Below are 25,712 nucleotides of genomic sequence, written 5' to 3'. Positions count from 1 at the left end.
CTTGAACATTGAAACCTGAAACAAAATAAAACAAAAAACAATGGCAGAATTTATAAAAATATATCCGGATAAACCCAGTGAAGCGGCAATTGCAAAAGTAGTGAAAGTGCTTCAGAATGGCGGTTTAGTAATTTATCCAACCGATACTGTTTATGGTTTAGGCTGTGATATTACGAATTCGAGAGCGTTAGAAAAGATTGCTAAAATTAAAGGCGTAAAATTAGAGAAAGCAAATTTCTCTTTTATTTGTCATGACTTAAGTAATCTGTCTGATTATGTTCGTCAGATTGATACATCAACTTTTAAAATATTAAAGAGAGCACTTCCCGGACCGTATACTTTTATCTTACCGGGAAATAATAATCTACCAAAAGAGTTCAAAAAGAAAACAACTGTTGGTATTCGTGTGCCCGATAATAACATAGTTTTGGAAATTGTAAGCCAGTTAGGGAATCCAATTGTGTCAACGTCGATTCGTGATGAAGATGATGTAATTGAGTATACGACTGATCCTGAGCTTATTTTTGAAAAATGGCAAAATCTTGTCGACATGGTAATTGACGGTGGTTACGGAGATAATGTAGGGTCAACTATCATCGATTTATCTGAGCATGAGCCGGTTGTGATAAGAGAAGGAAAGGGTGATATTGATATTTTGTAAATAATTACTGAAATGATATAAAAGTTAAAAAATAATGAGTAACTTTAGTATAGTTAAAATTTAGTTAGTTAATAAAAAAAGCTATCCTTAATTTATATTTAATTGGCTGTTTAAAAATAAATTAAGAGTACAAAAAAAAGCAGGTCAACCGACCTGCTTTTTCTTTTATACTTCAGCAAATTAACTTTTAATTATTTTGCTTGTTTTTTCATTTCTTTTTCGATCATGTCGTAGAATTGATCGATTTTTGGCATAACAACAATACGAGTTCTTCTGTTACGAGATCTGTCTTCTGGAGTATCGTTAGAAACTAAAGGCACATAAGAGCTTCTACCTGCAGCAATTAATTTAGCTGGGTTAACACCAAGATCATTTGTTAATACACGAACGATAGAAGTAGAACGTTTAACACTTAAATCCCAGTTGTCTAAGATTACACCGTTACTTTTGTATGGTACATTATCAGTGTGACCTTCAACCATACATTCGAAATCAGGTTTGTCGTTTACTACTTTTGCAACTTTAGCCAAAACAGTTTTTGCTTTGTCGCTTACGTCGTAGCTGCCGCTTTTGAATAATAATTTATCTGCGATAGAGATAAATACAACTCCTTTTTCAACATTGATTTCGATATCCGGATCGTTGATTCCAACTGCTCCTTTTAAACTTGTAACTAAAGCTAAAGTTACACTGTCTTTTTTTGTAAGAGCATCCTGAAGTCTTGAAATTTTTAAATCTTTCTCTTTTAAGCTTTCTAAAGATTTTTCAAGGTTTTCAGCACCTTTTGTAGTTAAAACGGTTAAGTCTTTAGAACTGTTAATTAAGTCCTGATTGTGTTGTTTATAGCTTTCAGCTGTAGCTGCTAATCCTGCTTTTTCTTCTAAACAAGAATTTAATTTAACTGTGCAAGAGTTTAATAAATCTTGAATTTCTTTGTTCTTAGCTTCTAGTGCAGCATATTCTTTTTTAGATACACAAGACGTTAAGGCCATTAATACTGATAGTGCGATAACTATTTTTCTCATAGGTATTATATTTAATTAAACGTTGATTACAAATTTACTTTTTAATATTTTGATTACTGTTAAAGATTTCTTTAAAAACCCGTAATTTCTTTATATAATACAGGTAAACGACACTTTTTACGGTATAGTATTGCTGTATCTGAAATTCTTTTCTTTTTTTATAGTATTTTAAAGATAGGGAATAAAAAGAAAAATGAGCTTTTAAAATAGCAAAAGTATGTTTCACTTTTCCCTGCGCAAGAAAACGAATACCGGCAATTCCGTCCAGCACCATTCTAAAAAATACAACAAAAAATAATCCTTTCTCCGGCAGATTTTTAACCATCATTAAAAGGGAATTCCTAAAATTCAAATAGGTCTTTTTTGGATTTCCCTGCTGTAATGTTGCACCTCCAACATGGTAAACAACAGATTGCGAATTGTATTTTACAATAAAACCGTCATTTAAGGCACGCCAGCATAAATCAATCTCTTCCTGATGGGCAAAAAACGCTTCATCAAAACCTTCTAAATAATCAAAAACCTCTTTTCTGATAAAAAAGCAGGCCCCGGATGCCCAGAACAATTCACAATTGTTATCATATTGTCCTTCATCTTTTTCTACTGTATCAAAAATTCTGCCCCGGCAGTAAGGAAAACCATATTTATCTATAAATCCGCCTGCTCCGCCTGCATATTCAAAATATTCTTTGTTCTTAAAATCAAGAATTTTTGGCTGAATGACTGCAGTTCTTTTTTCAGTATCAAAAGTTTCAATTATGGGCTTGAGCCAGTTTTTGGTTACTTCGATATCTGAATTGACTAAGGCATATATTTCGGCATCAATGTGTTTAAGCGCTTCATTATATCCTTTTGCAAAGCCGTAATTACCTGTGTTTTGAACTATTTTTACTGTGGGAAAATTTTGTTTTACAAATTCCACAGAATTATCTGTCGATGCATTATCAGCAACGTAGATTGAAGCTCCTTCTGAATATTGCAAAACCGACGGTAAAAACTGCTCTAACAATTTAACTCCGTTCCAATTTAAAATGACAACTGCTATTTTATCCAAAAGTATTCTATTTATTTTTTAATAATGTAATCAGGTAAGCCTGGCAAAAACTGATATTTTTCATTCTCAAAGTCCATTTGACAATAGTAATGGCTTAGTCCGTTTGTTACGTTCAAAAATCGTGCCTGCATTGTCATATTGTAGCGTGCAATCTGATCAAAAGTTGCTTGTGAAATCCGTACTTCCGGCGCTTTGCACTCTACTAATATATGTATAGAACCGTCTGAATTAAAAACTACAACATCGTATCTTTTTCTTAATCCGTTGACTGTTAAAACTTTCTCTACGTTTATTAAAGATTTTGGATATTTTTTTTCATGAATTAAATAATGAACTACGTGCTGGCGAACCCATTCTTCGGGGGTAAGAATTATAAATTTTTTCCTGATTTCATCAAAAATAGACACTTTATTTTCGCTATTTTTGAATCGGAAAGTATAAGTAGGGAAATTTAGTTTTAACATAAAGCAAATATAATTTGAAAATTAGTCAATTTGAAAATTACTTGATTATTTATTTGACTAAACTGAAAACTGATACTGAATACTGAAAATTAAATTTAATGGACGAAGTAATAAAAATTGTCAACGATATCAAGGCCGGAGATATAAAACCAATCTATTTTTTAATGGGCGAAGAACCATATTATATAGATAAACTTTCTGAGTATATTGAACAAAATGTACTGGCAGAAGAAGAGAAAGGTTTTAATCAGACTGTTTTATACGGAAGAGATGTATCTGTTGATGATATTGTTTCAACGGCCAAGCGCTATCCGATGATGGCTGAACGTCAGGTTGTTATTGTAAAGGAAGCGCAGGAATTATCAAGAACAATAGATAAAATAGAAGCTTACGTTGATAATCCGATGCCAAGCACAGTTTTAGTTTTTTGTTATAAATACAAAACACTTGATAAGAGAAAGAAAGTAACGAAACTTCTGGCGCAGAAAGGAATTGTTTACGAAAGTAAAAAACTCTACGAAAATCAGGTAGGAGACTGGATCAAACGTGTTTTGGCCGGGAAAAAATATACAATTGATCCAAAGGCAAATGCCATGCTGGTTGAGTTTTTGGGAACTGATTTAAGCAAAATAAACAACGAACTGGAGAAACTTCAGATTATTTTGCCAAAAGGAACCATGATCACGCCTCAGCATATTGAGGAAAATATTGGGTTTAGTAAAGATTATAATGTATTCGAACTGCGAAAAGCAATTGGAGAACGAAATCAGCTGAAGGCTTACAAAATTGCTGAGAATTTTGCGCACAATCCTAAAGAGTATCCGCTTGTAATGACGACAGGACTGGTTTTCGGTTTTTTTGTCCAGCTTTTAAAATACCACGGCCTTAAGGATAAAAATCCAAAAAATGTTGCGGCAGCGATTGGTGTAAATCCTTATTTCTTAAAAGAATACGACTTAGCCGTAAAAAATTATCCAATGCGAAAAGTCAGCCAGATTGTAGGTGCACTTCGTGATATTGATGTAAAAAGTAAAGGAGTTGGTGCAAATGCATTACCGCAATCTGATTTACTGAAAGAAATGCTGTATAAAATATTTAATTAGCCATTAAAATTCACGATATTTGCCTTTCTAAAAATTTTACTACTTCAAAATATTACTATATAATTATGGGAATGAATAAAAATACCGTTTTAGGATGGGCCACTTTGGTTATGGTACTAATGGGATTACTGCTTATAGGTCTTGGAGCTTTCAGATACAGAGATGTTTCGGGCTGGGGATTTGCAGCAGCAGGTGTAGGTTTTTTTGCTAACGCATGGGTTTTTAATGCTTTGAAAGGAAGAGTGTAATTGCAGTGTCAATTTCAGGAAATCAATAGAAAAATAATTAATTTATATAAAGAACATAAAAATGTCAGACGATAAGAAAGTAATTTTCTCAATGCAGAAATTGAGTAAAACCTATCAGGGAGCAGACAAGCCGGTACTTAAGAATATTTACCTTAGTTTCTTTTACGGTGCTAAGATTGGTATTTTGGGTCTTAACGGTTCAGGAAAGTCTTCTCTTTTAAAAATTATTGCAGGTGTAGATAAAAACTATCAGGGAGATGTGGTATTCCAACCGGGATATACAGTTGGATATTTAGAGCAGGAACCAATTCTTGATGATTCTAAAACAGTTATCGAAATAGTTCGTGAAGGCGCGGCAGAAACTATGGCGGTTTTAGAAGAGTACAATCAGATTAATGATTTATTTGGTCTTCCGGAATATTATGAGGATCAGGATAAAATGGATAAATTGATGGATCGCCAGGCCGCTTTACAAGACAAAATTGATGCTCTTGGTGCTTGGGAAATCGATACAAAATTAGAAATCGCAATGGATGCGCTGCGTACACCGGAAGGAGATACGCCAATTAAAAACCTTTCAGGAGGTGAGCGTCGTCGTGTAGCTTTATGCCGTTTGTTATTGCAGCAGCCGGATGTATTGCTTCTGGATGAGCCTACCAACCACCTTGATGCTGAGTCTGTACTTTGGTTAGAGCAGCATTTAGCACAATATTCAGGAACTGTAATTGCTGTAACGCACGACCGTTATTTCTTGGATAATGTAGCAGGCTGGATTCTTGAGTTGGATAGAGGAGAAGGTATTCCGTGGAAAGGAAATTATTCTTCTTGGTTAGATCAAAAATCAAACCGTCTGGCTCAGGAAGAAAAAGTAGCTTCTAAACGAAGAAAAACTTTAGAGCGTGAGTTAGAATGGGTTCGTCAGGGAGCTAAAGGCCGTCAGACAAAACAAAAAGCCCGTTTACAGAACTACGACAAATTATTGAATGAAGATCAAAAACAATTAGACGAGAAGTTAGAAATCTACATTCCGAATGGACCTCGTTTAGGAACAAATGTTATCGAAGCAAAAAATGTTGCGAAAGCATTTGGTGATAAATTATTATATGATAACCTGAACTTTACGCTGCCACAAGCTGGAATTGTTGGAATTATTGGACCAAATGGTGCCGGTAAATCGACTATTTTTAAAATGATTATGGGCGAACAGGCTACAGACAGCGGTGAATTTTCTGTTGGAGATACTGTAAAAATCGCTTACGTAGATCAGTCACACTCTAATATTGATCCAAATAAATCTATTTGGGAAAACTTTGCAGACGGTCAGGAATTGATTATGATGGGAGGAAAGCAGGTAAACTCTAGAGCTTACTTATCACGTTTCAATTTTGGAGGAGGTGAGCAGAACAAAAAAGTGTCAATGCTTTCTGGTGGAGAACGTAACCGTTTACACTTAGCGATGACATTAAAAGAAGAAGGAAACGTACTTTTACTGGATGAGCCTACGAATGACCTTGACGTAAATACACTTCGAGCTCTTGAAGAAGGTTTGGAAAATTTTGCAGGTTGTGCTGTTATCATTTCTCATGACAGATGGTTCTTAGACAGAATTTGTACTCACATCCTTGCTTTCGAAGGAGATTCTGAAGTGTACTTCTTCGAAGGAAGTTTCTCTGATTATGAAGAAAACAAAAAGAAACGTCTTGGTGGAGATTTAACTCCAAAACGTTTGAAATACAGAAAATTGATTAGATAATATTTCTAATCAATTTCAAATAAAAAATCCCAAATTCCAATTGATGTGAATTTGGGATTTTTTTTGTTTTTAAGTTTTCCCACTTAGTTTGTCATTTCGATTTAAGGAGAAATCTTCGCGAGAAACTCTACAAAGGATTAGCCAATTGGAACGGAGCTACCTATGAAGATTTCTCCTTAAGTCGAAATGACAATATTAAGAGAAATTGTAATTTTTACAAAAACTTAGCTTTCAATTCCGGAGTTGGTATCATACAGCTTTCTTTTTTGCCGTACCAATTGTATCTGTTTTTTGCAACATAATCATAAATTCTGTCACTTATAAAAATTGGTACAATTCTAAAAACAGGAGTCAATTTCCAAATACCTCCAAAGTTTTTAGCGATTTCCAGAATTGCAGAAGACTTATAGAAATATGCTGTTCCGGGATCATATAAAATAATACTATCCATTTTAGAAAAACTGATTCCTAGATGTTTACAAATTGAAGTCCCTAAATCAGATTGCAATGCGACGAATCTAAAAATATCTTTTTTGTCGTGATTGATAATAAACTGTACAGCAGAGCTGCAGAGATTACAAACTTCGTCAAAAAGGATTATTTTTTTGTTTTTTGCAGTCATTGCGAGGAATGAAGCAATCTCACGATGTTTTTCCATTACAATTTGTTATTATAAAGTCATTACGCTTTCTATTTCTTTAAATAGATTTTTCCAATTTGGATTTAAAGAACGAATTAAATTGTTTTGACTTCTCTCGAACCAGCTTTAATTCGCTTCTGAATTGTAAGATTTTTATTGTATATAAAATTTATTTATGGTTTTTGAAATTAAATCAATTTTAAAGATTAAAAACGGCTTTCATAAATTGATTTTAATCGGTTTTTAGAAATTGGCGATCATATTTCACTTTAAAAAGAAAAACGTTTATTAAAACGTTTTATTTTAATTTTAGTCTTTTTTTAGTCAATTTCAAGACTGAAAAACCGAGACTGCGACTGAAAACTTATTTTTTGACTGCTTCAACCAATTCCAATTCGTCCAAACTTACTTTCGAAGTAAAAATGCCATAATTAACTGTTGCTTTATTTTTTTCAATAGAATCGATACTTCCAACAGATCTTCCGTCAAGCATTCTTACGCGGTCACCAACTTTTAAAATTGGTTTTGGTTTTTCAACAACTGGTTTAAGTTTTTTCTCTTTTTTCTCTTTTCGAATTTCTTCAACTTTTACCTGAACTTCAGCAATAATTTCTTTTTGTTTTTCAACTTTTGCTTTTACTTCTTTCGGAGTTGCTTTTTTACGTTTTGAGTTTTCGATCTCAACAATTTTCAAAAATTCGCCAATCAGCTCTTTCTTGTTTTTGTTGTTAAAATACTTCTCAGCAATATCATCAATTTTTTGTCCTATATATATAATCTTCTGGTTGCTGTCATACAATTCCTGATAGCTTTCCAGTTTTTGTTGGATTTTGGTATTGATGTTTTCCATCTTTTTACTTTCTTCACGAGCTCTAGTTTCTTCCTCTTTTAAATTCAATGAAGTTTTTTCAAGTTTTGATCTCTCTTTTTGAAGCGTTGCAATGGTTTTATCAAAACGAACTTTCCCAACTTCGATTTTCTTTTTTGCACGATTAATTAGCCCAAACGGAATTCCGTTTTTTTGTGCAACTTCAAATGTAAACGAACTTCCGGCCTGACCTAATGCTAGTTTATACATTGGTTCTAATGACTTTTCATCGAACATCATATTCGCATTTGTTGCATAAGGCAATTCGTTTGCCAGAATTTTTAAATTAGAATAATGCGTTGTAATAATTCCGAAAGCTTCGCGATGATAAAATTCTTCTAAGAAAATTTCAGCCAAAGCTCCTCCTAATTCTGGGTCAGAACCAGTACCAAACTCGTCAATTAAAAACATAGTTTTATGATTACATTTTTTTAAAAAGTAATTCATGTTTTTTAATCGGTAGCTATAAGTACTTAAATGATTCTCAATAGATTGATTATCTCCAATATCTGTTAAGATTCTGTCAAACAAGAAAGTTTCACTTCTTTCATGAACCGGAATCAAAATTCCGGATTGCAGCATCAATTGTAACAAACCAACTGTTTTTAAAGAAATTGTTTTTCCTCCGGCATTTGGACCTGAGATTACAATAATTCTGTTTTCTTGTTTTAGCTCAATGGTTTGCGGATGTGTAACTTCCTGTTTTTGTTTATTGTTTAAATACAAAATAGGATGATACGCTTCTCTAAAGAATAATCTTCTTTCCTCAGTAATCGTCGGCAGAATTCCGTTAATGCGGTTTGCATATTTGGCTTTCCCGGCCACGACGTCTATATCGCTTAAAAAGTCCTGATATTCAATTAACAAAGGAAGGTACGGACGAATTACGTTCGATAAATTTTTTAAAATTCTCGTAATCTCTTCCTTTTCTTCATATTCAAGATTGGCTAATTCTCTGGAATATTTTAAAGTAGCTTCGGGTTCTATGTAAGCAATACTTCCGGTTTTGGAACTTCCTAAAATAGAGCCTTTTACTTTACGGCGATACATGGCTAAAACAGCCAAAACGCGGCGGTTTTGTACAAAACTTTCTTTAATATCATCCAGATATCCTAAGCTGTTGTACTGTGTTAAAGCCACACCAAAACTTTGGTTTACTTTACCACGGACCAAATTCATATTCTGGCGGATTCCGGAAAGAGCAGGAGAAGCATTGTCTTTAATTTCTCCGTATTTGTCTACGATTGCATCAATTGCGGTGATGATATCTTTTGTCAATTCGACACGCGAAGCTCTTGCATTTAAGTTTGGATAATAATCATCAAACTTTTTCAGGAAGTTCAGTAATACATTGGTTGTTGAAGAAAGATTGGCAATTTTTCTAAAACTTCCTACTTCAAGAAAACTGTCTTCGATGGCAAGAAACTTAATTTCATGCGTTATGGCGTCAAATCCGTGATTTGGAATCGCGTTATTATTTTGAAAAGAAGATACATATTCTGATGTCTGCAGCAGGGACTGCATTAATTCTTCTTTATCTCTGAAAGGTTTTATTTGTAAAGCTTTTTCTTTTCCAATATCAGTATTACAACCATCTGAAATGGTTTCGAGTACGGTTGGAAATTGTAAGTCTTGTAATGTTTTTTCGGTAATACTAATCATTTATTTTCTTTAAGAAAGTAGAAGCAAAAATACGAAAACATTCATGAATTGTGAATTGTTAATTATGAGTTTTTCATTTGCTGTTATTTTTCGTCGACTTTCAACTTTCGACTTTTTGATTTTACTTAAAAATTCCTGAAATTCGCATAAAAAAATATTATGGACGTAAAAATGCATACTTCCTGGAAGCCGGTTTTGAATGAGGAATTTGAAAAACCATATTTTAACGAATTAATTTCTTTTGTAAAATCTGAATATACTACAAAGGTTTGTTATCCAAAAGGCAGTCAGATTTTTTCAGCTTTTGATCATTGTCATTTTGATCAGGTAAAAGTTGTTATTATTGGTCAGGATCCTTATCACGGTCCAAATCAGGCAAATGGTTTATGTTTTTCTGTAAACGATGGAATTTCATTTCCACCTTCTTTATATAATATTTTCAAAGAAATTGAAACCGATCTTGGCAAACCGCTGCCTACCACAGGAAATCTGGAACGCTGGGCAGATCAGGGTGTTTTTCTTTTAAATGCTACTTTAACCGTGAGACAGTCTGAAGCGGGAAGTCATCAGGGAAAAGGCTGGGAAAAATTTACAGATGCCGTTATCAAACAAATCTCTGCAGAAAAAGAAAATGTTGTTTTCTTGCTTTGGGGAGGTTTTGCCCAAAAGAAAGCAGCTTTAATTGACGCTTCGAAACATCATATCTTAAAATCCGGACATCCTTCGCCATTAAGTGCCAACAGAGGATTTTGGTTTGGAAACAAACATTTTAGTCAGACGAATGATTTTTTAAAATCAAAAGGATTAAAAGAAATTGAGTGGTAATTTTTATTAGGAACAAAGGTTCAAAGGAAAAAACTTTGCACTTTTGCTTATCTTTTTGATAGAATTAAATTCGATTTGTCATTTCGACCGAAGGGAGAAATCACACAAGTAATTCTACATGGAAATTTTATCATTCTTTGTCGAGTTTCTTATGCGATTTCTCCCTTCGGTCGAAATGTCAAAAATGAGAAGAATTATTTTTTAATGATTTCTTCTAAAACAGCTTTCTTTTCGTAATTCACTACTTTTAGAATAATTTCCTGATTTTTTGCTGTTTTTCCTTCTATAATATAGAGTTTTCCTTTGTTAAATGGTACATTGCTTTGGTCAAAATCGACATCACCATATGTTAATGTGCTTTTGATATCGGCAGTGTCAACCCATTTTTCATTTAAAGTCTGAATGGCTTTATCGGAATATTGAAATGGTTTTGTTCTTAGATTATTTAAAACTCTGGCGTTTGGAAAATAATTGCAGCGTGTGTCTTTACCACTAAATACAAGGGCTACAAAAAAGCATCCCATAACTAATCCAATCAAATAATATGCAAAACGGTGTACGAACTTCATGAAATAATTTTTTTGCAAAGGTACATTAAAGTTCCTTTAGAATACAAGTAAATTAATATCGTTGTCCGGTAAATCGAACCAGTCGCCGATAGCTTTGTTTGTTAAGATTCCATGATATAAATAAATCCCGTTTTTAAGGCCTTTATTGCATCTGATGGCACTTTCGAGACCACCATCTTCGGCTATCTGATGCAGGTAAGGTGTTAAAATGTTACTGATTGATAGCGAAGCAGTTTTAGAATAACGGGAAGGTATATTCGGTACACAGTAATGCAGTACATTGCTTTTTATAAAGGTAGGTTTTTCATGCGTTGTTACTTCCGAAGTTTCGAAACATCCGCCGGTATCAATGCTTACATCTACAATTACAGCACCTTTTTTCATGTGCTCGACCATGGTTTCAGTTACTACAATCGGGCAGCGCTCTTTACCTCGCATCGCACCAATAGCGACATCACAGCGTCTTAAAGCTTTTAATAAGCCTTTTTGCTGAATAGTTGATGTGAAAATTCTTTGACTTAAATTGTTTTGTAATCGACGAAGTTTGGTAATTGAATTATCAAAAACTTTTACGTTGGCACCTAGCCCTAATGCCGTTTTTGCTGCAAATTCGCCAACTGTTCCGGCACCTATAATTACGACTTCGGTAGGAGGGACACCGGTAATGTTCCCGAATAAAAGTCCTTTTCCAAATTCGTCTGTAATCATTAATTCGGCTGCAATAAGGATAGATGCGGTTCCGGCAATTTCGCTTAAAGATTTTACGGCCGGATAGGATCCGTCTTCATCTTTAATATATTCAAAAGCAAGGGCGGTAATTTTCTTTTTTGCCAAAGCTTCAAAATATTCTTTCTTTTTGGTTTTAAGCTGAATAGCTGAAATAATTGTCGTTTCAGGACTTATCATTTCAATTTCGGCCAATGTTGGCGGTTCTACTTTTAAGAGAAGCGGACAACTGAAAACTCGTTTAGTATCTTTTGTTATTTCGGCACCCGCATCTGCATATTCTTTATCAGTATAGCTGGAACTTTCTCCTGCTCCGGATTCTATCATAACCCGGTGTCCTTCATACGTAAGTGAATTAACGGCGTCAGGAGTCAGACAGATACGACGTTCCTGATAGCTGGTTTCCTTTGGAATTCCGATGAAAAGTTCACTTTTAAAACGACCAACCTCAAGTTTTTCTTCTTGTGGTATTAATTGTTGTTTTGTAAACGGGGTTAAAGTAATTGACATGGGTGTGCAAACAAATTAAGGGTACAAATTACGTAAAAAGTTTTAAAATTAATGCAAAAATTCTGCTAATAGTCTGAACTGAAATTTTATATATTTATAAGATGTTTATTCTTCCTCAGTATCTTCTGTAATACTTCTAGTCCATTCATCTCCAATGAATTTTCTTTCGGCTTCTTCACCATAATCAAGGTTGAAAAGCTGATTTAAAGAATTGTCTTTTAGGATTAACTGTTCAAGTGCTGCAATTATGAGGTTTTCAGCTGATGCATCATCATCAGTTAAAAATATCCAATCACCTTCATTGTCATGAAAAACGGTTAGAATTGGTTTTCCTTCCAGCCATTGTTTTGTTGTGAAAGCGGCTAAGTTCCTGGCTTCTCTAAATTTAAACGTATGATTTCTGTCTAATAAGGGCTGCTTATGTATAAATTCTTCTTCGAAATTTTCTTCCCATGGAAATTTGTCATTTCGATCTGTCCATATTAATTGAAGAGCTTGAAAATCATTTCTTTTGTAATAATTTATTGCTGTGCCGAAATAGTCGGATATATTATCAGAATGAACATTTAAAAATTCAGCACTTCCATTCATAAAAATACCTGAATAGTTTTTACCTGTAATTATAGTTTCGTTTTCTTTAACTGTTTCCGCGACATTATTTATTAAGGTATGAAGAAGAGAATTTGATAATCCGAAACAAATTATTTCGGGATGATTGTATTTCTCCCAAAGCCCAATACTATAGGCAAATGAAGGTAAATAATCAGTAGCTTCAATTATGATAACCTGAAGTCCGTACTTCTCAATATTACTTTTCGTGTTTTCAAACAGAGTATCTGTATCAATGCAATTGTGATCGTTTTCGGCTGACATTTATAATTTAATTTAGTGTCAGGTTTCTTTTCCCATCTGCCAATAACTCAATGTTTATGGTAGAATGTTCTTCGGGAATCAGATTTGCAATTTTTTCAGACCATTCGATAAAACACCAGTTTCCTGAATACAAATAATCATCGACACCCATATCAAGTGCTTCAGTTTCTTTGTTTAATCGGTAAAAATCAAAGTGATACACTAGCTGATTGTTAGAAGTGTAATATTCATTTACCAAAGAAAAAGTAGGGCTGCTTGTTGCATCCTGAACTCCTAAACTTTTGCATAACTGCTTAATTAAGGTGGTTTTTCCAACTCCCATTTCTCCGTTAAAAAGGATTATTTTTTTAGGATTTGAAGCAATAATCTGCTCAGCGGTTTCCTGAATTTGATCTAATGAAAAAACGATATTCATATTTAAATTTATTTGTTTGGTCGCAGTTATAGTTTTCAGCCGCAGTCACACTTTTCAGTTTTACTGCGGCTGAGAACACATTATTTAGGATTAAAAACCAAAAACGGAATAATCATTTCTTCTAATGAAATACCTCCATGCTGATATGTGTTTTTATAATAACTAACATAATGGTTGTAGTTGTTTACGTAAGCCAGAAAGAAATCATTTTTGGCAAAAATAAACGAACTGCTCATGTTAATAGCTGGCAGACCAATGGTTTTAGGCTCTTTTACCACGTAAACATCTTTTTGTTCGTACGTTAAACTACGGCCTGTTTTATAACGCAAATTTAGGCTTGTATTTTTATCTCCCACAACTTTCGACGGATTTTTTACATTAATTGTTCCGTGGTCTGTTGTTAAAATCAATTTGAAGCCCAAAAGTTGTGCCTGCTGGATTAATTCTAATAAAGGAGAGTTTTTGAACCAGCTTAAGGTTAAAGAACGATATGCTTTATCATCAGAAGCCAATTCTTTAACCACTTCCATTTCTGTTTTGGCGTGCGACAGCATATCTACGAAGTTGTACACTACTGTTACCAAATCGTTTCCTTTTAAGGCTTTAAAATTTTCTGCCAGTTTTTTTCCTCCGGCATAATTGGTGATTTTAAAATAATCCTGCTTAATATTTAATCCGAGACGTTTTAATTGTGCTGTTAAAAACTCAGCTTCGTACAGGTTTTTTCCGCCGTCTTCGACATCATTTTTCCAGTATTCCGGATGTTGTTTTTCCATTTCTAAAGGCATTAAACCCGAGAAAATAGAGTTTCTGGCATATTGTGTAGCGGTTGGAAGAATTGAATAATACGGAACCTCCTTTTCGAGTTTGTAATAATTTGAAACCACAGTTTCAAAAGATTTCCACTGATCGTAGCGAAGGTTATCAATTACAACAAATAAAATTGGTTTGTCTTTCTTTTTGATTTCCGGAACGACCAATTCCTTAAAAAGAGTATTAGACTGAATCGGTTTATCGGCTTTTGGCGCAAACCAGTCTTCGTAATTTCTTTCTATATATTTCCCGAACTGCGAATTGGCTTCAATTTTTTGAGATTCAAGAATTTCGATCATTGCCTGATCGTTGATGTTTTCCAGTTTTAATTCCCAGAAAAGAAGTTTTTTATATAATTCTACCCAGTCTTCATAAGAATTAACCATTGCTAATTCCATCGAAATTTTTCTGAATTCCTTTTGATAATCTAAAGTTGTTTTTTCAGAAATTAATCTTGAATCGTCCAGGTTTTTCTTCAAACTCAGCAGGATCTGGTTTGGATTTACAGGTTTTATAAGATAATCGGCTATTTTAGAACCAATTGCTTCCTCCATTATATATTCTTCCTCACTTTTTGTGATCATAATCATCGGAATGGCTGATTTTTTTTCTTTCATTTCCGATAAGGTTTCCAGTCCGCTCATTCCCGGCATATTTTCATCAAGAAAAACAATATCAAAATTCTCTTCTTCAAAAAGTGCAATGGCGTCAAGACCGTTATTACTGGTAGTTACGGAGTAGTTTTTTTTCTCCAGAAACAATATATGAGGCTTTAGAAGATCGATTTCGTCATCGACCCAAAGTATTTTTATTTTATCCATAAACAAATTTATTTTAATGCAATTTAAAGCTATAGAACTTAAAAAGTATTAAAAATAGTATAAAATTAGATATGTTAAAATGAAATTTATTTTATGATATTCTTTTCGTTTTTTAAACTTTTAAGAATTTACTGATGATCAATATGGATTTTTAAGTTAAAAACTCAAATCTGTTTATACTTATTTTAGTTATATTTGTTGACCAAAAAAATAACCCAATAGTGACTCATATTAATAAATTAAAAATATTCAACGACCCAATTTACGGGTTCATATCTATCCCCAATGAACTTATTTACGACCTGATCCAGCATCCTTATTTTCAGCGTTTACGCCGTATTTCGCAGATGGGATTGTCGTATTTGGTTTATCCGGGAGCCAATCACACGCGTTTTCATCATGCTCTGGGCTGTATGCATTTAATGCAAAAGGCAGTTGAAACGCTCCGTTTTAAAGGAGTTGCTATTTCCAGCGATGAAGAATGTGCTTTGTATATCGCTATTTTACTTCATGATATAGGACATGGACCGTTTTCGCATGCTATGGAAAGAAGTATTGTTGAAGATGTAAATCATGAGGCTATTTCCTTATTATTTATGAATAAGCTTAATGATGAGTTTGACGGAAAACTAAGCCTCGCCATTCAGGTTTTTAAAGGTGAATATCACAGGAAATTCATGCTGCAGTTGATTTCAAGTCAATTGGATATGGATAGAATGGATTATCTTAAAAGAGATAGTTTTTATACAGGAGTTGCTGAAGGAAATGTAAATTCCGGACGATTAATCCAGATGATGAATGTAGTAGATGATGTTTTAGTTATAGAAGAAAAAGGAATTTATTCTGTTGAAAAATTTCTGCTTTCCAGAAGATTAATGTACTGGCAGGCGTATCTGCACAAAACCAGCCTTGTAGCCGAATTAATTTTAATGAAAGTGCTTAAAAGAGCAAAAGAATTAACATTAAAAGGAGTGAAACTTCCGTGCAGTGAGCCATTGCTGTATTTCATGCAGAACAAAATTACGCTTGAGAATTTTGATACAGAAAAACTGGATTTATTTTCTCAATTAGACGATTTTGATATTATCAGCGCCTTAAAATCATGGCAGAGACATCCTGATTTTATTCTTTCTACTTTAAGTAAGATGATCATTAACAGGGATTTGCTAAAGATAAAATTAAGTGCAGAGAAAATCCCAGTGGAAGAATCACAGTCTTTAAAAGAAGAATTTGCAGAAGCCCATAATATATCGGCAGTAGATGCAGGATATTTCATTTTTAGAGGTAAAATTAAGAATCAGGCTTATAGTAAAGAAGCGGAACCTATACGAATTTTGAAAAAAGATAAAACAATTGAAGATGTTGTTGAAGCTTCTGACCAGTTGAATTTGAAATCGTTATCTAAATTAGTAACAAAATATTATATCTGTTTTCCAAAACAACTTATCTAAAATTAACATTTAAAATCTATTTTTTATATTTTTGTCGCGATGAAATTTACAGCAGAACAAATAGCAGGAATTTTAGAAGGTGAAGTTGTTGGAAATCCCAATGCCGAAGTTTCGAGACTTTCTAAAATAGAAGAGGGTGACGAGGGGTCCCTTACTTTTTTGGCTAATCCCAAATATATCAATTACATATACAGTACAAAAGCCACAGTTACAATTGTTAACGACAGCTTTGTTCCGGAACAGGATATTACAACTACTTTAATAAAAGTTGAAGATGCTTACGCGGCTTTTTCTAAACTTTTACATTTTTATAATCAGGTAAAATTAAATAAAACAGGTATCGAACCTCAGTCATTTATGTCTGAAGGAACTAAACATGGAGAAAATCTATATTTAGGAAGCTTTAGTTATATAGGACAAAATGTTGTTTTGGGTGATAATGTAAAAATTTATCCAAACAGCTTTATTGGTGATAATGTTGTTATTGGAGATAATGTTTTTATTTTTGCCGGTGCAAAAATTTATTCTGAAACTGTAATTGGTAATAATTGCACGATTCACTCTGGTGTTATAATAGGTGCAGATGGTTTTGGATTTGCCCCAAATGAGGATGGATCATATAGTAAAGTGCCGCAAATTGGTAACGTTATTATTGAAGATAATGTTGATATTGGTGCAAACACTACAATTGACAGAGCAACTCTTGGATCTACTATAATTAGAAAAGGAGTTAAGTTAGACAATCAAATCCAAATCGCTCACAATGTCGAAATTGGTAAGAATACTGTAATTGCTGCACAAAGCGGTGTTGCCGGATCTACCAAAATTGGAGAGAACTGTATGATTGGCGGGCAGGTAGGTATTGTTGGACATTTAACAATAGGTAATAATGTTAGAATGCAGGCACAATCAGGAGTAGCAAGAAATATTAAAGATGATGAAATTTTGCAGGGAACGCCATCTTTGTCATATTCTGATTTTAATAAATCGTATGTGCATTTTAAAAACTTTCCTAAGATAGTTGCCGAACTGGAAGAATTAAAGAAACAAATAATAAACCCAAAAAATGGAAATAATGGTTAAACAGAAGACCATCAAGAATGAAATTTCACTAACAGGAGTTGGATTACACACTGGAAAAGAAGTTACAATGACTTTTAAACCAGCTCCAATTAATAATGGTTTCACTTTTGTCAGAGTAGATTTACAGGGTCAGCCAGTCATTGAGGCCGACGCTAATTATGTTGTAAACACGCAAAGAGGCACTAATTTAGAAAAATTAGGTGTAAAAATTCAAACTCCTGAGCACGTGTTAGCAGCAGTAGTTGGCTGCGACTTGGACAATATTATTATTGAATTAAATGCCTCTGAACTTCCTATTATGGACGGTTCATCAAAATATTTTGTTGAAGCAATTGAAAAAGCTGGTATTGAAGAACAAGACGCAAGCCGTAATGTTTATGTAGTAAAAGAAGTTATTTCGTTTACTGACGAAGCTACAGGAAGTGAAATTCTTGTTATGCCAAGCGATGATTATCAAGTTACTACAATGGTAGATTTTGGTACTAAAGTTTTAGGTACTCAGAATGCTACACTTAAAAGCATTGCAGATTTTAAAGAAGAAATCGCAAACTCAAGAACTTTCAGTTTTTTACATGAATTAGAATCATTGTTAGAAAACGGACTTATTAAAGGAGGTGATTTAAATAATGCTATTGTTTACGTAGATAAAGAGATTTCTGAGTCTACAATGGAGAATTTAAAGAAAGCTTTTGGAAAGGATGAAATTTCTGTAAAACCAAACGGAGTTTTAGATAACCTTACCCTGCATTATCCAAACGAAGCAGCAAGACATAAATTGCTTGATGTTATTGGGGATTTATCTCTAATTGGAGTACGTATTCAAGGAAAAATTATTGCTAATAAACCAGGTCATTTTGTAAATACTCAATTTGCTAAAAAACTTGCTAAAATCATTAAAATCGAACAAAGAAATCATGTTCCGGTTTATGATTTGAATCAGGAGCCTTTGATGGATATTCACAAAATTATGTCAATGCTTCCTCACAGACCTCCATTTTTGTTAATCGACAGAATTATCGAAATGTCTGATCGTCATGTGGTTGGATTGAAGAATGTTACGATGAACGAAAATTTCTTTGTAGGACATTTTCCTGAAGCACCGGTTATGCCTGGAGTATTAATTGTTGAAGCAATGGCGCAGACAGGTGGGATTTTAGTTTTAAGCACTGTTCCGGATCCGGAAAATTATTTAACATACTTCATGAAAATTGACAATGTTAAATTTAAACATAAAGTATTGCCGGGTGATACATTAATTTTTAAATGTGAGTTGATTTCTCCTATCAGAAGAGGGATCTGTCATATGCAGGCAAATGCTTATGCAAATGGAAAATTAGTGACTGAGGCAGAATTAATGGCACAAATTGCAAGAAAACAATAATTAATCAAATTTATTGTTTAGGTTTGTTGCCCTCAAATCAGATTATTTTAATTTAAAATATAAAATATAGATGAATCAACCATTAGCATATGTTCATCCTGGCGCGAAAATCGCTAAAAACGTTGTAATTGAGCCTTTTACAACTATTCACAATAATGTTGTTATTGGTGATGGTACTTGGATTGGTTCAAATGTAACCATTATGGAAGGGGCTCGAATAGGAAAAAACTGCAACATTTTTCCGGGAGCTGTAATTTCGGCAGTACCGCAGGATTTAAAATTTGGCGGGGAAGATTCTTTAGCAATTATTGGAGATAACTGTACTATTAGAGAGTGCGTTACAATAAACAGAGGAACAATTGCTTCCGGGCAGACTATTCTTGGAAATAATTGTCTTGTAATGGCTTACGCGCACATTGCGCATGACTGTGAGATTGGCAATAATGCGATTATCGTAAATGGTGTGGCTTTAGCAGGTCACGTTGTAGTTGGTAATCACGCTGTTATTGGCGGTTTAGCAGCTATTCACCAGTTTATTCATATTGGGGATCATGCGATGATTTCGGGCGGATCTCTGGTAAGAAAAGATGTTCCTCCTTATACAAAAGCGGCTAAAGAACCATTGTCGTATGTTGGAATTAATTCTGTTGGTTTAAGAAGAAGAGGATTTAGTACTGAAAAAATTAGAGAAATTCAGGAAATTTACAGAATTTTATATCAGAAGAATTACAACACAACTCAGGCTTTAAGTATTATTGAAGCTGAAATGGAAGCAACTCCTGAGAGAGATGAAATTTTAGATTTTATCAGAAATTCATCCCGTGGAATAATGAAAGGTTATTCAGGTAACTATTAATTTTAGAGTTTAGATTTCTGATTTTAGATTTCTAAACTAGATAATAAAAAATATTAAAAATGTGTATTTTTAGGTCTTTAGTAAATCTAAAATCTACACTCTAAAATCTAAAATAAAAAAACAAATGGCATCTACATCAGATATTAGAAACGGATTGTGTATTAAATTTAATCACGACATCTACAAAATTATTGAGTTCCTTCACGTAAAACCAGGAAAAGGTCCTGCTTTCGTAAGAACGAAGCTAAAAAGTTTAACTTCAGGTAAAGTATTGGATAATACTTTTTCTGCAGGACACAAAATTGATGTTATCCGTGTTGAAACACATACATTTCAGTTTTTATATCCTGAAGGTGATGAATTTCATTTTATGAATGCTGAAACATTCGAGCAGATCTCTTTAAACAAAAATATCCTTGATGCTCCGGATTTGTTAAAAGAAGGAACAAACGTAATGGTTCAGATTAATACAGAAACTGATTTACCTTTATCTGTAGATATGCCTGCATCTGTAATTCTTGAAGTTACTTACGCTGAGCCTGGAGTAAAAGGAAATACAGCTACAAATGCAACAAAAAATGCAACAGTTGAGACTGGAGCATCCGTAAACGTACCATTGTTTATTAACGAAGGAGATAAAATTAAAATCGATACTGCTACAGGTTCATACATGGAGCGTGTAAAAGAGTAAGTCTTTAATTAAGATAATTTGACAATGAGTCAATTAGATAATTTGTGAATCGGCATAATTTTGTATATTCACATTCTAATTGACTCATTTTCTAATTGACAAATTTTCTAATTATTATATATGAAATTTCCAAAGAGTCATTCTTTACATGAAATTGCAAGTTTGCTTAACTGCGAATTCGTTGGCGATAAAGACTTTCAGGTTTTGGGCATGAATGAGATTCATGTTGTTGAACCTGGCGATATTGTTTTTGTTGACCACCCAAAATACTACGACAAAGCTTTACAATCTGCAGCAACTATTGTTTTAATTAATAAAAAAGTGGACTGCCCGGAAGGTAAAGCTCTTTTAATTTCTGATGATCCTTTCAGAGATTTCAATACTTTAACCAGACATTTTAAACCTTTTCAGTTTGCAAATGTGGCAATCGCTTCATCTGCTGAAATTGGAGAGGGTACTGTGATTCAGCCTAACAGCTTTATTGGTAATCACGTTAAAATTGGAAAAAACTGTCTGATTCATTCGAATGTTTCTATTTATGACCACACCATAATTGGTGATAACGTAATTATTCATGCCGGAACTATTTTAGGCGCCGATGCTTTTTATTACAAAAAACGTCCGGAAGGTTTTGATCAGTTAATTTCCGGCGGAAGGGTTATTATTGAAGATAATGTTGGTATAGGAGCACTTTGTACAATTGACAAAGGAGTTACCGGAGATACCACAATTGGAGAAGGAACAAAAATCGACAATCAGGTGCATGTTGGACATGATTCTGTGATAGGTAAAAAATGTTTAATTGCATCACAAACCGGAATTGCGGGCTGTGTTGTTATAGAAGATGAAGTTACCATCTGGGGTCAGGTAGGAACAACAAGCGGCATCACAATAGGAGCGAAAGCTGTTATTATGGGACAGACAGGCGTTACTAAATCGGTTGAAGGAGGAAAATCATATTTTGGAACTCCAATCGAAGAATCAAGAGAAAAGTTAAAACAATTAGCCAATATCAAAAAGATTCCTGAAATTCTAAGTAAATTAAAGTAATATGTCTATTAAAGAATTTGTACAAAAATTTTATAAGTCGGATGCCTTAATTGATAGTGAAATTCTAAAAACATATCTGCATCCCGATGTTATTATTGACTGGAACAGCAGTAAAGGATTTATTCAGATGAATTATGATTCTATTCTTGAAATGGCCAATGAGCTCAGCAGGGCTTATGTGCGTTCTAAAGTAAGAATAAGTCATATTATTACTGAAGATGATTTAGTATCAGTACGTTATTCTCATTATGTAAAAACAATCGAGAACCCGCGTGAGGAAATGCTGCTGGCCCATTTTGCAGTAATCTGGCAGATAAAAGATGATAAGCTCTACAGAGGTTATCAGATGAGTCAATTTTCTTAATATTTTTTTGACAATAAAAGAGGCAAATTACATTACAAAACCTTATTTTTGCAACACAAATTTAAAAACTACATAAAATATATATCATGAGTGTTTTAGTTAATAAAGATTCCAAAATAATTGTTCAGGGATTTACAGGAAGCGAAGGAACTTTCCACGCTTCTCAAATGATTGAGTACGGTACTAATGTTGTTGGAGGTGTAACTCCTGGAAAAGGTGGTACAAGCCATTTAGACCGTCCGGTTTTTAATACAGTAAAAGACGCTGTAGACCAAGCTGGAGCTGACACATCTATCATTTTTGTTCCGCCTGCTTTTGCTGCTGATGCAATTATGGAAGCTGCTGATGCAGGAATTAAAGTAATTATCGCTATTACAGAAGGTATTCCTGTAGCAGACATGATTAAAGCAAATAATTATGTTAAAGAAAGAAATTCAAGATTAATTGGTCCAAACTGTCCAGGTGTAATTACTCCGGGAGAAGCTAAAGTTGGTATTATGCCAGGTTTTGTTTTCAAAAAAGGAACAGTTGGTATCGTTTCTAAATCAGGAACTTTAACTTACGAAGCTGCAGACCAGGTTGTAAAACAAGGTTTAGGAATCACTACAGCTATTGGAATTGGTGGAGATCCAATTATTGGAACTACAACTAAAGAAGCTGTTGAATTATTAATGAATGATCCTGAAACTGAAGCAATCATTATGATTGGTGAAATTGGAGGTCAGTTAGAAGCTGATGCTGCAAGATGGGTAAAAGCTGATGGTAACCGTAAACCAGTTATTGGTTTTATCGCTGGAGAAACTGCTCCTGCTGGTAGAACAATGGGTCACGCAGGTGCTATCGTTGGAGGTTCTGATGATACAGCTGCTGCTAAAAAACAAATCATGAGAGACAACGGAATCCACGTTGTTGATTCACCAGCTGAAATTGGTAAAAAAGTAAAAGAAGTACTTGGATAATCTCCGGTATTCAAAATAATAAATTCTAAAAAGTCTCAATTTTGTTGAGACTTTTTTCCATTTTGTAATACAAGTAAAAACAAAAGAACTTAGCATCTCTGAGTCTTAAACTGCTCAGGAGCTTAAACAAAAAAATATGTATAAAGAATTAGAAAAGTTTAAATCAACAAACAGTTTCACTTTTACTGTAAATGATAGTTTAGAAGAAGTTTGCAATGCTCCGGAAGGAAGCGCCGGAATTTTTGTGGTATTTGCAGTTGAAGGAAATGAAAAAGAACTAATTATGGTTGGTTCTACCGGAACGGTACAAAATGACGGAACTTTAAAAAGTAAAAGCGGCGGACTTTACGATAAAATTGTAAACGGTCACCAATTTGCAAAAACAGGAAGAAAATACTCTTGGCCTGCACAAATGAAATTAGAAAACATTTCAGAACTTGAAGTAGTTTGGTACGAAACTTTTAATGCAGATGCAAAAGCAATTCCAACTGCTGTTGAAGGGCAGGTTTTGCAGAATTTCTTAGATGAAAATGCTAAATTACCAAGATGGAATGTCGCTTTTTAAAGATTTTCTTCTCAAAATATAATTTCAAAAGTCTTACTTAGTTTAGTAAGACTTTTTTATTTGTTTATGTTTTCAAAGTGAAAAGCCGGAATGCTTTATTTTTTATGTTAAAAAGCTGATTTAAATAAAGCGAGAGCAAATTTGTTTAAATGTAAAAACAAAGTAAAATCTTACGATAAATTCTAAATCTTCAACTAATGTTAAAATTTTAACATTTCTGGTTAATCCCAGTAATAGCAAAGAAAGCAGGCGATTTTCAGTGTTATCTAACAGTCTCTTTTTTGTAAATGAATTGTTTTTAATTCTTCACTTTTCTATATTTATCAAACAAAATAAAAAGTTAATGTTAAAATAGTGTATTTTTTACATTAATTATTGGCTTTTTCATTGTGATAAAAACCCCTGAAAATATGAAGACCCGAATTCTGCCTGTCAATACTGTTGATGATATTACGCTTTGGAATAATTTAAAGATTGGTGATGAAAAATCTTTTTCTTTATTATTCGAAAGGTATTACAACGATTTGGTAAACTATGGAAATTCTCTTTCTCCGTTTGCTGAAAAAGTGCAGGACTGTGTACAGGATGTATTTACAGATATTTGGGTATATCGGAACTCTTTACAGGGTGCTGTGGTTGTAAAAGCATATCTTTTGTCGAGCGTACGCAAAAGAATTGCCCGATTGCATGAAAGAGATCATATTTTTAGAAAAACAGCCAGTACAGATGATATTGCCTTTCTTTTGGAATTTTCGGTAGAAAATGAACTGATCGATGATGATGAGTTTACTAAAGAAAAGGTGAAATATTTAAATAAACTTCTTAATGAACTGCCTCCCAGACAAAAAGAGGCGCTTTACCTGAGATATCATCAGGGACTGAGTGTTGAACAGATTGCAGAAATGCTGGATGTTAATTATCAATCAGCGAGTAACTTATTGCATCGTGGTTTACTTACTCTTCGTAAGGAATGGAAAGGTGCTTTACCACTTGTTACTTTACTATTTTCAAGCACTCTTTAAATAAAGTTAAAAAAAAACAAAAAAAATCTTAATTTGGTGAGTATATAATAAGAAAACTGTCCTCTATGTTTTTGTAACCTCATTATTAGATGCAAAAACGTAATAATTATACCGAATTAGAAGATTTTTTATCAGATGAATCATTTCAGTCCTGGGTTTTGCACAAGATTGATAACGATGGCTGGGAAGAGTGGACTTTAGAAAGCCGTCACCGTGCTAAATTAGTAGAAGATGCAAGGTTGATTTTGCTGGCAATGCAAATTCCGGGAAATCAGCTTTCTGGTTCTGATATTCACAGAGCGTTGCAAAATACCTGGCTTAAAATCCGCGAAAAAGAGAATCAAAGAGCAGTAAAGACTGTAAAAGTTAGATTTTTAAGAAAACGAGTTCTAACCGGTGTTGCCGCGACATTGTTTATCTGTTTTTTGTCTTCATGGTTTTATTCGTCTTATTTAAAATCAGATAACAAAGTTACTTACAACGAACTGATCGAAGACGATAACGAAGGTTTGGTTGAGCAGACTAATAATACCGATAAAGCACAGAGCATTACTTTGTCAGATGGAAGTTCGGTGCTGTTACAACCGGATAGTAAATTAAGCTATCCTAAAATCTTTACCGGTAATGAAAGAAAGGTATATCTGTCAGGAGAAGGTTTTTTTGAAATCAGTAAAAATCCGCAAAAGCCATTCTTTGTATATGCTAACGAAATTGTTACAAAAGTAGTTGGAACCAGTTTTAGGGTAAAAGCATATTCAGATCAGTCAAATGTCGAGATTTTGGTCCGCACAGGTAAAGTAAAAGTAAAGTCGAATGATTTAGTATCTAAGTCAGATAAAGAAGAAATTATTCTGCTGCCCAATCAGGCGCTGCGATTTTATCGCAATAATTTAAAATTTGATAAAATAACCAATATTACTCAGGATGTTGTTTTAACACAGAGCGTTGGAAATATCGAGCAATTGAGTTTTGAATTCAACGATATTCCGGTTTCGCAGATTTTTGAAACTATCGAACAGGCTTATTTAGTAAATATAGATTATCCAAAAAATAAATTATCAGATTGTCATTTAACCACTTCACTGAGTGATCAGCCTTTAACAGAAAAGCTGAAAATTGTCTGTAAAAGCATAGGCAATAACACGAGCTTTGAGATGAATGGCAGCCAGATTATTATAACCTCAGACGGTTGTAATTAGTCTTTTGTAGTGTAACTGTAATTACACTGCGTGGACTGTTTGTTTTTAATAATTAAATTTT

General features: G+C 33.6%; 26 protein-coding genes. 16 read left to right on the top strand and 10 right to left on the bottom strand.

Annotated elements, in window-relative coordinates:
* Positions 1-40: 40 nt before the first annotated feature.
* Positions 41-661 (top strand): L-threonylcarbamoyladenylate synthase, encoded by a 621-nt coding sequence (locus OZP11_RS02230; protein WP_281233615.1) that lies wholly within the window; start codon positions 41-43, stop codon positions 659-661.
* A gap of 191 nt (positions 662-852) precedes the next feature.
* Here OZP11_RS02230 and OZP11_RS02225 read toward each other — a convergent pair whose 3' ends face one another.
* The 3 genes from OZP11_RS02225 to OZP11_RS02215 are packed head-to-tail and all read right to left on the bottom strand — an operon-like array spanning position 853 to position 3,204.
* Positions 853-1,686, bottom strand: a complete 834-nt coding sequence (locus tag OZP11_RS02225) for an OmpA/MotB family protein (protein WP_281233614.1) — start codon at positions 1,684-1,686, stop codon at positions 853-855.
* A gap of 34 nt (positions 1,687-1,720) precedes the next feature.
* Complete coding sequence (locus OZP11_RS02220; protein ID WP_281233613.1) at positions 1,721-2,740, bottom strand: glycosyltransferase family 2 protein; 1,020 nt, start codon at positions 2,738-2,740, stop codon at positions 1,721-1,723.
* Positions 2,741-2,751: 11 nt separating this feature from the next.
* Positions 2,752-3,204 carry a type I restriction enzyme HsdR N-terminal domain-containing protein gene (locus tag OZP11_RS02215; protein ID WP_281233612.1) on the bottom strand — a complete coding sequence of 151 codons (453 nt, stop codon included), beginning with the start codon at positions 3,202-3,204 and terminating at the stop codon, positions 2,752-2,754.
* 98 nt (positions 3,205-3,302) lie between these two features.
* Here OZP11_RS02215 and holA point away from each other — a divergent pair, with 98 nt between their 5' ends.
* The 3 genes from holA (at position 3,303) to ettA (ending at position 6,308) form a co-directional block, all read left to right on the top strand.
* Complete coding sequence (gene holA / locus OZP11_RS02210) at positions 3,303-4,307, top strand: DNA polymerase III subunit delta (RefSeq protein ID WP_281233611.1); 1,005 nt, start codon at positions 3,303-3,305, stop codon at positions 4,305-4,307.
* Between the two features lie 65 nt (positions 4,308-4,372).
* On the top strand, positions 4,373-4,555 hold the full coding sequence (locus OZP11_RS02205) for a CAL67264 family membrane protein (RefSeq protein WP_281233610.1): 183 nt from the start codon (positions 4,373-4,375) through the stop codon (positions 4,553-4,555).
* Positions 4,556-4,616: 61 nt separating this feature from the next.
* Positions 4,617-6,308 (top strand): energy-dependent translational throttle protein EttA, encoded by a 1,692-nt coding sequence (gene ettA / locus OZP11_RS02200; RefSeq protein ID WP_198855721.1) that lies wholly within the window; start codon positions 4,617-4,619, stop codon positions 6,306-6,308.
* A gap of 214 nt (positions 6,309-6,522) precedes the next feature.
* Here the strand turns inward: ettA and OZP11_RS02195 are convergent, their stop codons facing one another.
* On the bottom strand, positions 6,523-6,966 hold the full coding sequence (locus OZP11_RS02195) for a thiol-disulfide oxidoreductase DCC family protein (RefSeq protein ID WP_281233609.1): 444 nt from the start codon (positions 6,964-6,966) through the stop codon (positions 6,523-6,525).
* 346 nt (positions 6,967-7,312) lie between these two features.
* Positions 7,313-9,478 (bottom strand): endonuclease MutS2, encoded by a 2,166-nt coding sequence (locus OZP11_RS02190; RefSeq protein WP_281233608.1) that lies wholly within the window; start codon positions 9,476-9,478, stop codon positions 7,313-7,315.
* Between the two features lie 159 nt (positions 9,479-9,637).
* On the opposite strand from OZP11_RS02190, the gene OZP11_RS02185 reads away from it, so the two are divergent.
* Positions 9,638-10,303 carry a uracil-DNA glycosylase gene (locus tag OZP11_RS02185; protein WP_281233607.1) on the top strand — a complete coding sequence of 222 codons (666 nt, stop codon included), beginning with the start codon at positions 9,638-9,640 and terminating at the stop codon, positions 10,301-10,303.
* Between the two features lie 194 nt (positions 10,304-10,497).
* On the opposite strand, the gene OZP11_RS02180 is transcribed toward OZP11_RS02185, so the two are convergent.
* The 5 genes from OZP11_RS02180 to porX all read right to left on the bottom strand — a co-directional run bounded on the left by OZP11_RS02180 (position 10,498) and on the right by porX (position 15,030).
* Entirely contained in the window at positions 10,498-10,872 is a 375-nt protein-coding gene (locus OZP11_RS02180; RefSeq protein WP_281233606.1) for a DUF4258 domain-containing protein, read from the bottom strand.
* A gap of 36 nt (positions 10,873-10,908) precedes the next feature.
* Positions 10,909-12,108 carry an alanine dehydrogenase gene (locus OZP11_RS02175; protein WP_281233605.1) on the bottom strand — a complete coding sequence of 400 codons (1,200 nt, stop codon included), beginning with the start codon at positions 12,106-12,108 and terminating at the stop codon, positions 10,909-10,911.
* A gap of 105 nt (positions 12,109-12,213) precedes the next feature.
* A complete protein-coding gene (locus OZP11_RS02170; protein WP_281233604.1) occupies positions 12,214-12,981 on the bottom strand; it encodes a DUF4262 domain-containing protein in 768 nt (255 codons plus the stop codon).
* A gap of 7 nt (positions 12,982-12,988) precedes the next feature.
* On the bottom strand, positions 12,989-13,396 hold the full coding sequence (tsaE, locus tag OZP11_RS02165) for a tRNA (adenosine(37)-N6)-threonylcarbamoyltransferase complex ATPase subunit type 1 TsaE (protein WP_281233603.1): 408 nt from the start codon (positions 13,394-13,396) through the stop codon (positions 12,989-12,991).
* Between the two features lie 80 nt (positions 13,397-13,476).
* Positions 13,477-15,030: a T9SS response regulator signal transducer PorX gene (gene porX, locus OZP11_RS02160; protein ID WP_281233602.1), complete on the bottom strand. Its 1,554-nt coding sequence runs from the start codon at positions 15,028-15,030 to the stop codon at positions 13,477-13,479.
* Positions 15,031-15,251: 221 nt separating this feature from the next.
* On the opposite strand from porX, the gene OZP11_RS02155 reads away from it, so the two are divergent.
* The 11 genes from OZP11_RS02155 (at position 15,252) to OZP11_RS02105 (ending at position 25,651) form a co-directional block, all read left to right on the top strand.
* A complete protein-coding gene (locus tag OZP11_RS02155; protein WP_281233601.1) occupies positions 15,252-16,481 on the top strand; it encodes an HD domain-containing protein in 1,230 nt (409 codons plus the stop codon).
* A gap of 39 nt (positions 16,482-16,520) precedes the next feature.
* Positions 16,521-17,564, top strand: a complete 1,044-nt coding sequence (gene lpxD / locus OZP11_RS02150; protein WP_281233600.1) for a UDP-3-O-(3-hydroxymyristoyl)glucosamine N-acyltransferase — start codon at positions 16,521-16,523, stop codon at positions 17,562-17,564.
* Entirely contained in the window at positions 17,557-18,945 is a 1,389-nt protein-coding gene (locus OZP11_RS02145) for a bifunctional UDP-3-O-[3-hydroxymyristoyl] N-acetylglucosamine deacetylase/3-hydroxyacyl-ACP dehydratase (protein ID WP_281233599.1), read from the top strand. The genes lpxD and OZP11_RS02145 overlap by 8 nt, the downstream gene beginning before the upstream one ends.
* A 70-nt stretch (positions 18,946-19,015) precedes the next feature.
* Entirely contained in the window at positions 19,016-19,801 is a 786-nt protein-coding gene (lpxA, locus tag OZP11_RS02140) for an acyl-ACP--UDP-N-acetylglucosamine O-acyltransferase (protein ID WP_012024961.1), read from the top strand.
* Positions 19,802-19,925: 124 nt separating this feature from the next.
* Positions 19,926-20,492: an elongation factor P gene (gene efp, locus OZP11_RS02135; protein WP_207296332.1), complete on the top strand. Its 567-nt coding sequence runs from the start codon at positions 19,926-19,928 to the stop codon at positions 20,490-20,492.
* A gap of 120 nt (positions 20,493-20,612) precedes the next feature.
* Entirely contained in the window at positions 20,613-21,542 is a 930-nt protein-coding gene (locus OZP11_RS02130; RefSeq protein ID WP_281233598.1) for a UDP-3-O-(3-hydroxymyristoyl)glucosamine N-acyltransferase, read from the top strand.
* A 1-nt stretch (position 21,543) separates the two neighbouring features.
* Positions 21,544-21,906 (top strand): nuclear transport factor 2 family protein, encoded by a 363-nt coding sequence (locus OZP11_RS02125; protein WP_281233597.1) that lies wholly within the window; start codon positions 21,544-21,546, stop codon positions 21,904-21,906.
* Positions 21,907-21,992: 86 nt separating this feature from the next.
* Positions 21,993-22,865, top strand: a complete 873-nt coding sequence (gene sucD / locus OZP11_RS02120; protein ID WP_057118027.1) for a succinate--CoA ligase subunit alpha — start codon at positions 21,993-21,995, stop codon at positions 22,863-22,865.
* A 136-nt stretch (positions 22,866-23,001) separates the two neighbouring features.
* Entirely contained in the window at positions 23,002-23,430 is a 429-nt protein-coding gene (locus OZP11_RS02115) for a hypothetical protein (protein WP_281233596.1), read from the top strand.
* A 410-nt stretch (positions 23,431-23,840) separates the two neighbouring features.
* Positions 23,841-24,452: an RNA polymerase sigma factor gene (locus OZP11_RS02110; protein WP_281233595.1), complete on the top strand. Its 612-nt coding sequence runs from the start codon at positions 23,841-23,843 to the stop codon at positions 24,450-24,452.
* An 89-nt stretch (positions 24,453-24,541) separates the two neighbouring features.
* On the top strand, positions 24,542-25,651 hold the full coding sequence (locus OZP11_RS02105) for a FecR family protein (RefSeq protein WP_281233594.1): 1,110 nt from the start codon (positions 24,542-24,544) through the stop codon (positions 25,649-25,651).
* Positions 25,652-25,712 lie beyond the last annotated feature (61 nt).

Origin of the sequence: Flavobacterium gelatinilyticum (genome assembly GCF_027111295.1) — a bacterium.
Taxonomy (GTDB): Bacteria; Bacteroidota; Bacteroidia; order Flavobacteriales; family Flavobacteriaceae; genus Flavobacterium; species Flavobacterium gelatinilyticum.
Note: the sequence above shows the minus strand (reverse complement) of the source record. Positions and strands in the feature narration are given on the sequence as shown.

Coding starts and splice junctions, on each gene's coding strand:
- holA (WP_281233611.1), top strand. CDS start 3,303: ATGGACGAAGTAATAAAAATTGTCAACGATATCAAGGCCGGAGATATA.
- OZP11_RS02205 (WP_281233610.1), top strand. CDS start 4,373: ATGGGAATGAATAAAAATACCGTTTTAGGATGGGCCACTTTGGTTATG.
- sucD (WP_057118027.1), top strand. CDS start 21,993: ATGAGTGTTTTAGTTAATAAAGATTCCAAAATAATTGTTCAGGGATTT.
- OZP11_RS02185 (WP_281233607.1), top strand. CDS start 9,638: ATGGACGTAAAAATGCATACTTCCTGGAAGCCGGTTTTGAATGAGGAA.
- OZP11_RS02145 (WP_281233599.1), top strand. CDS start 17,557: ATGGTTAAACAGAAGACCATCAAGAATGAAATTTCACTAACAGGAGTT.
- OZP11_RS02180 (WP_281233606.1), bottom strand. CDS start 10,872: ATGAAGTTCGTACACCGTTTTGCATATTATTTGATTGGATTAGTTATG.
- porX (WP_281233602.1), bottom strand. CDS start 15,030: ATGGATAAAATAAAAATACTTTGGGTCGATGACGAAATCGATCTTCTA.
- OZP11_RS02190 (WP_281233608.1), bottom strand. CDS start 9,478: ATGATTAGTATTACCGAAAAAACATTACAAGACTTACAATTTCCAACC.
- OZP11_RS02125 (WP_281233597.1), top strand. CDS start 21,544: ATGTCTATTAAAGAATTTGTACAAAAATTTTATAAGTCGGATGCCTTA.
- tsaE (WP_281233603.1), bottom strand. CDS start 13,396: ATGAATATCGTTTTTTCATTAGATCAAATTCAGGAAACCGCTGAGCAG.
- OZP11_RS02215 (WP_281233612.1), bottom strand. CDS start 3,204: ATGTTAAAACTAAATTTCCCTACTTATACTTTCCGATTCAAAAATAGC.
- OZP11_RS02230 (WP_281233615.1), top strand. CDS start 41: ATGGCAGAATTTATAAAAATATATCCGGATAAACCCAGTGAAGCGGCA.
- OZP11_RS02170 (WP_281233604.1), bottom strand. CDS start 12,981: ATGTCAGCCGAAAACGATCACAATTGCATTGATACAGATACTCTGTTT.
- lpxD (WP_281233600.1), top strand. CDS start 16,521: ATGAAATTTACAGCAGAACAAATAGCAGGAATTTTAGAAGGTGAAGTT.
- OZP11_RS02115 (WP_281233596.1), top strand. CDS start 23,002: ATGTATAAAGAATTAGAAAAGTTTAAATCAACAAACAGTTTCACTTTT.
- OZP11_RS02105 (WP_281233594.1), top strand. CDS start 24,542: ATGCAAAAACGTAATAATTATACCGAATTAGAAGATTTTTTATCAGAT.
- OZP11_RS02225 (WP_281233614.1), bottom strand. CDS start 1,686: ATGAGAAAAATAGTTATCGCACTATCAGTATTAATGGCCTTAACGTCT.
- lpxA (WP_012024961.1), top strand. CDS start 19,016: ATGAATCAACCATTAGCATATGTTCATCCTGGCGCGAAAATCGCTAAA.
- OZP11_RS02195 (WP_281233609.1), bottom strand. CDS start 6,966: ATGGAAAAACATCGTGAGATTGCTTCATTCCTCGCAATGACTGCAAAA.
- efp (WP_207296332.1), top strand. CDS start 19,926: ATGGCATCTACATCAGATATTAGAAACGGATTGTGTATTAAATTTAAT.
- OZP11_RS02110 (WP_281233595.1), top strand. CDS start 23,841: ATGAAGACCCGAATTCTGCCTGTCAATACTGTTGATGATATTACGCTT.
- OZP11_RS02130 (WP_281233598.1), top strand. CDS start 20,613: ATGAAATTTCCAAAGAGTCATTCTTTACATGAAATTGCAAGTTTGCTT.
- OZP11_RS02175 (WP_281233605.1), bottom strand. CDS start 12,108: ATGTCAATTACTTTAACCCCGTTTACAAAACAACAATTAATACCACAA.
- ettA (WP_198855721.1), top strand. CDS start 4,617: ATGTCAGACGATAAGAAAGTAATTTTCTCAATGCAGAAATTGAGTAAA.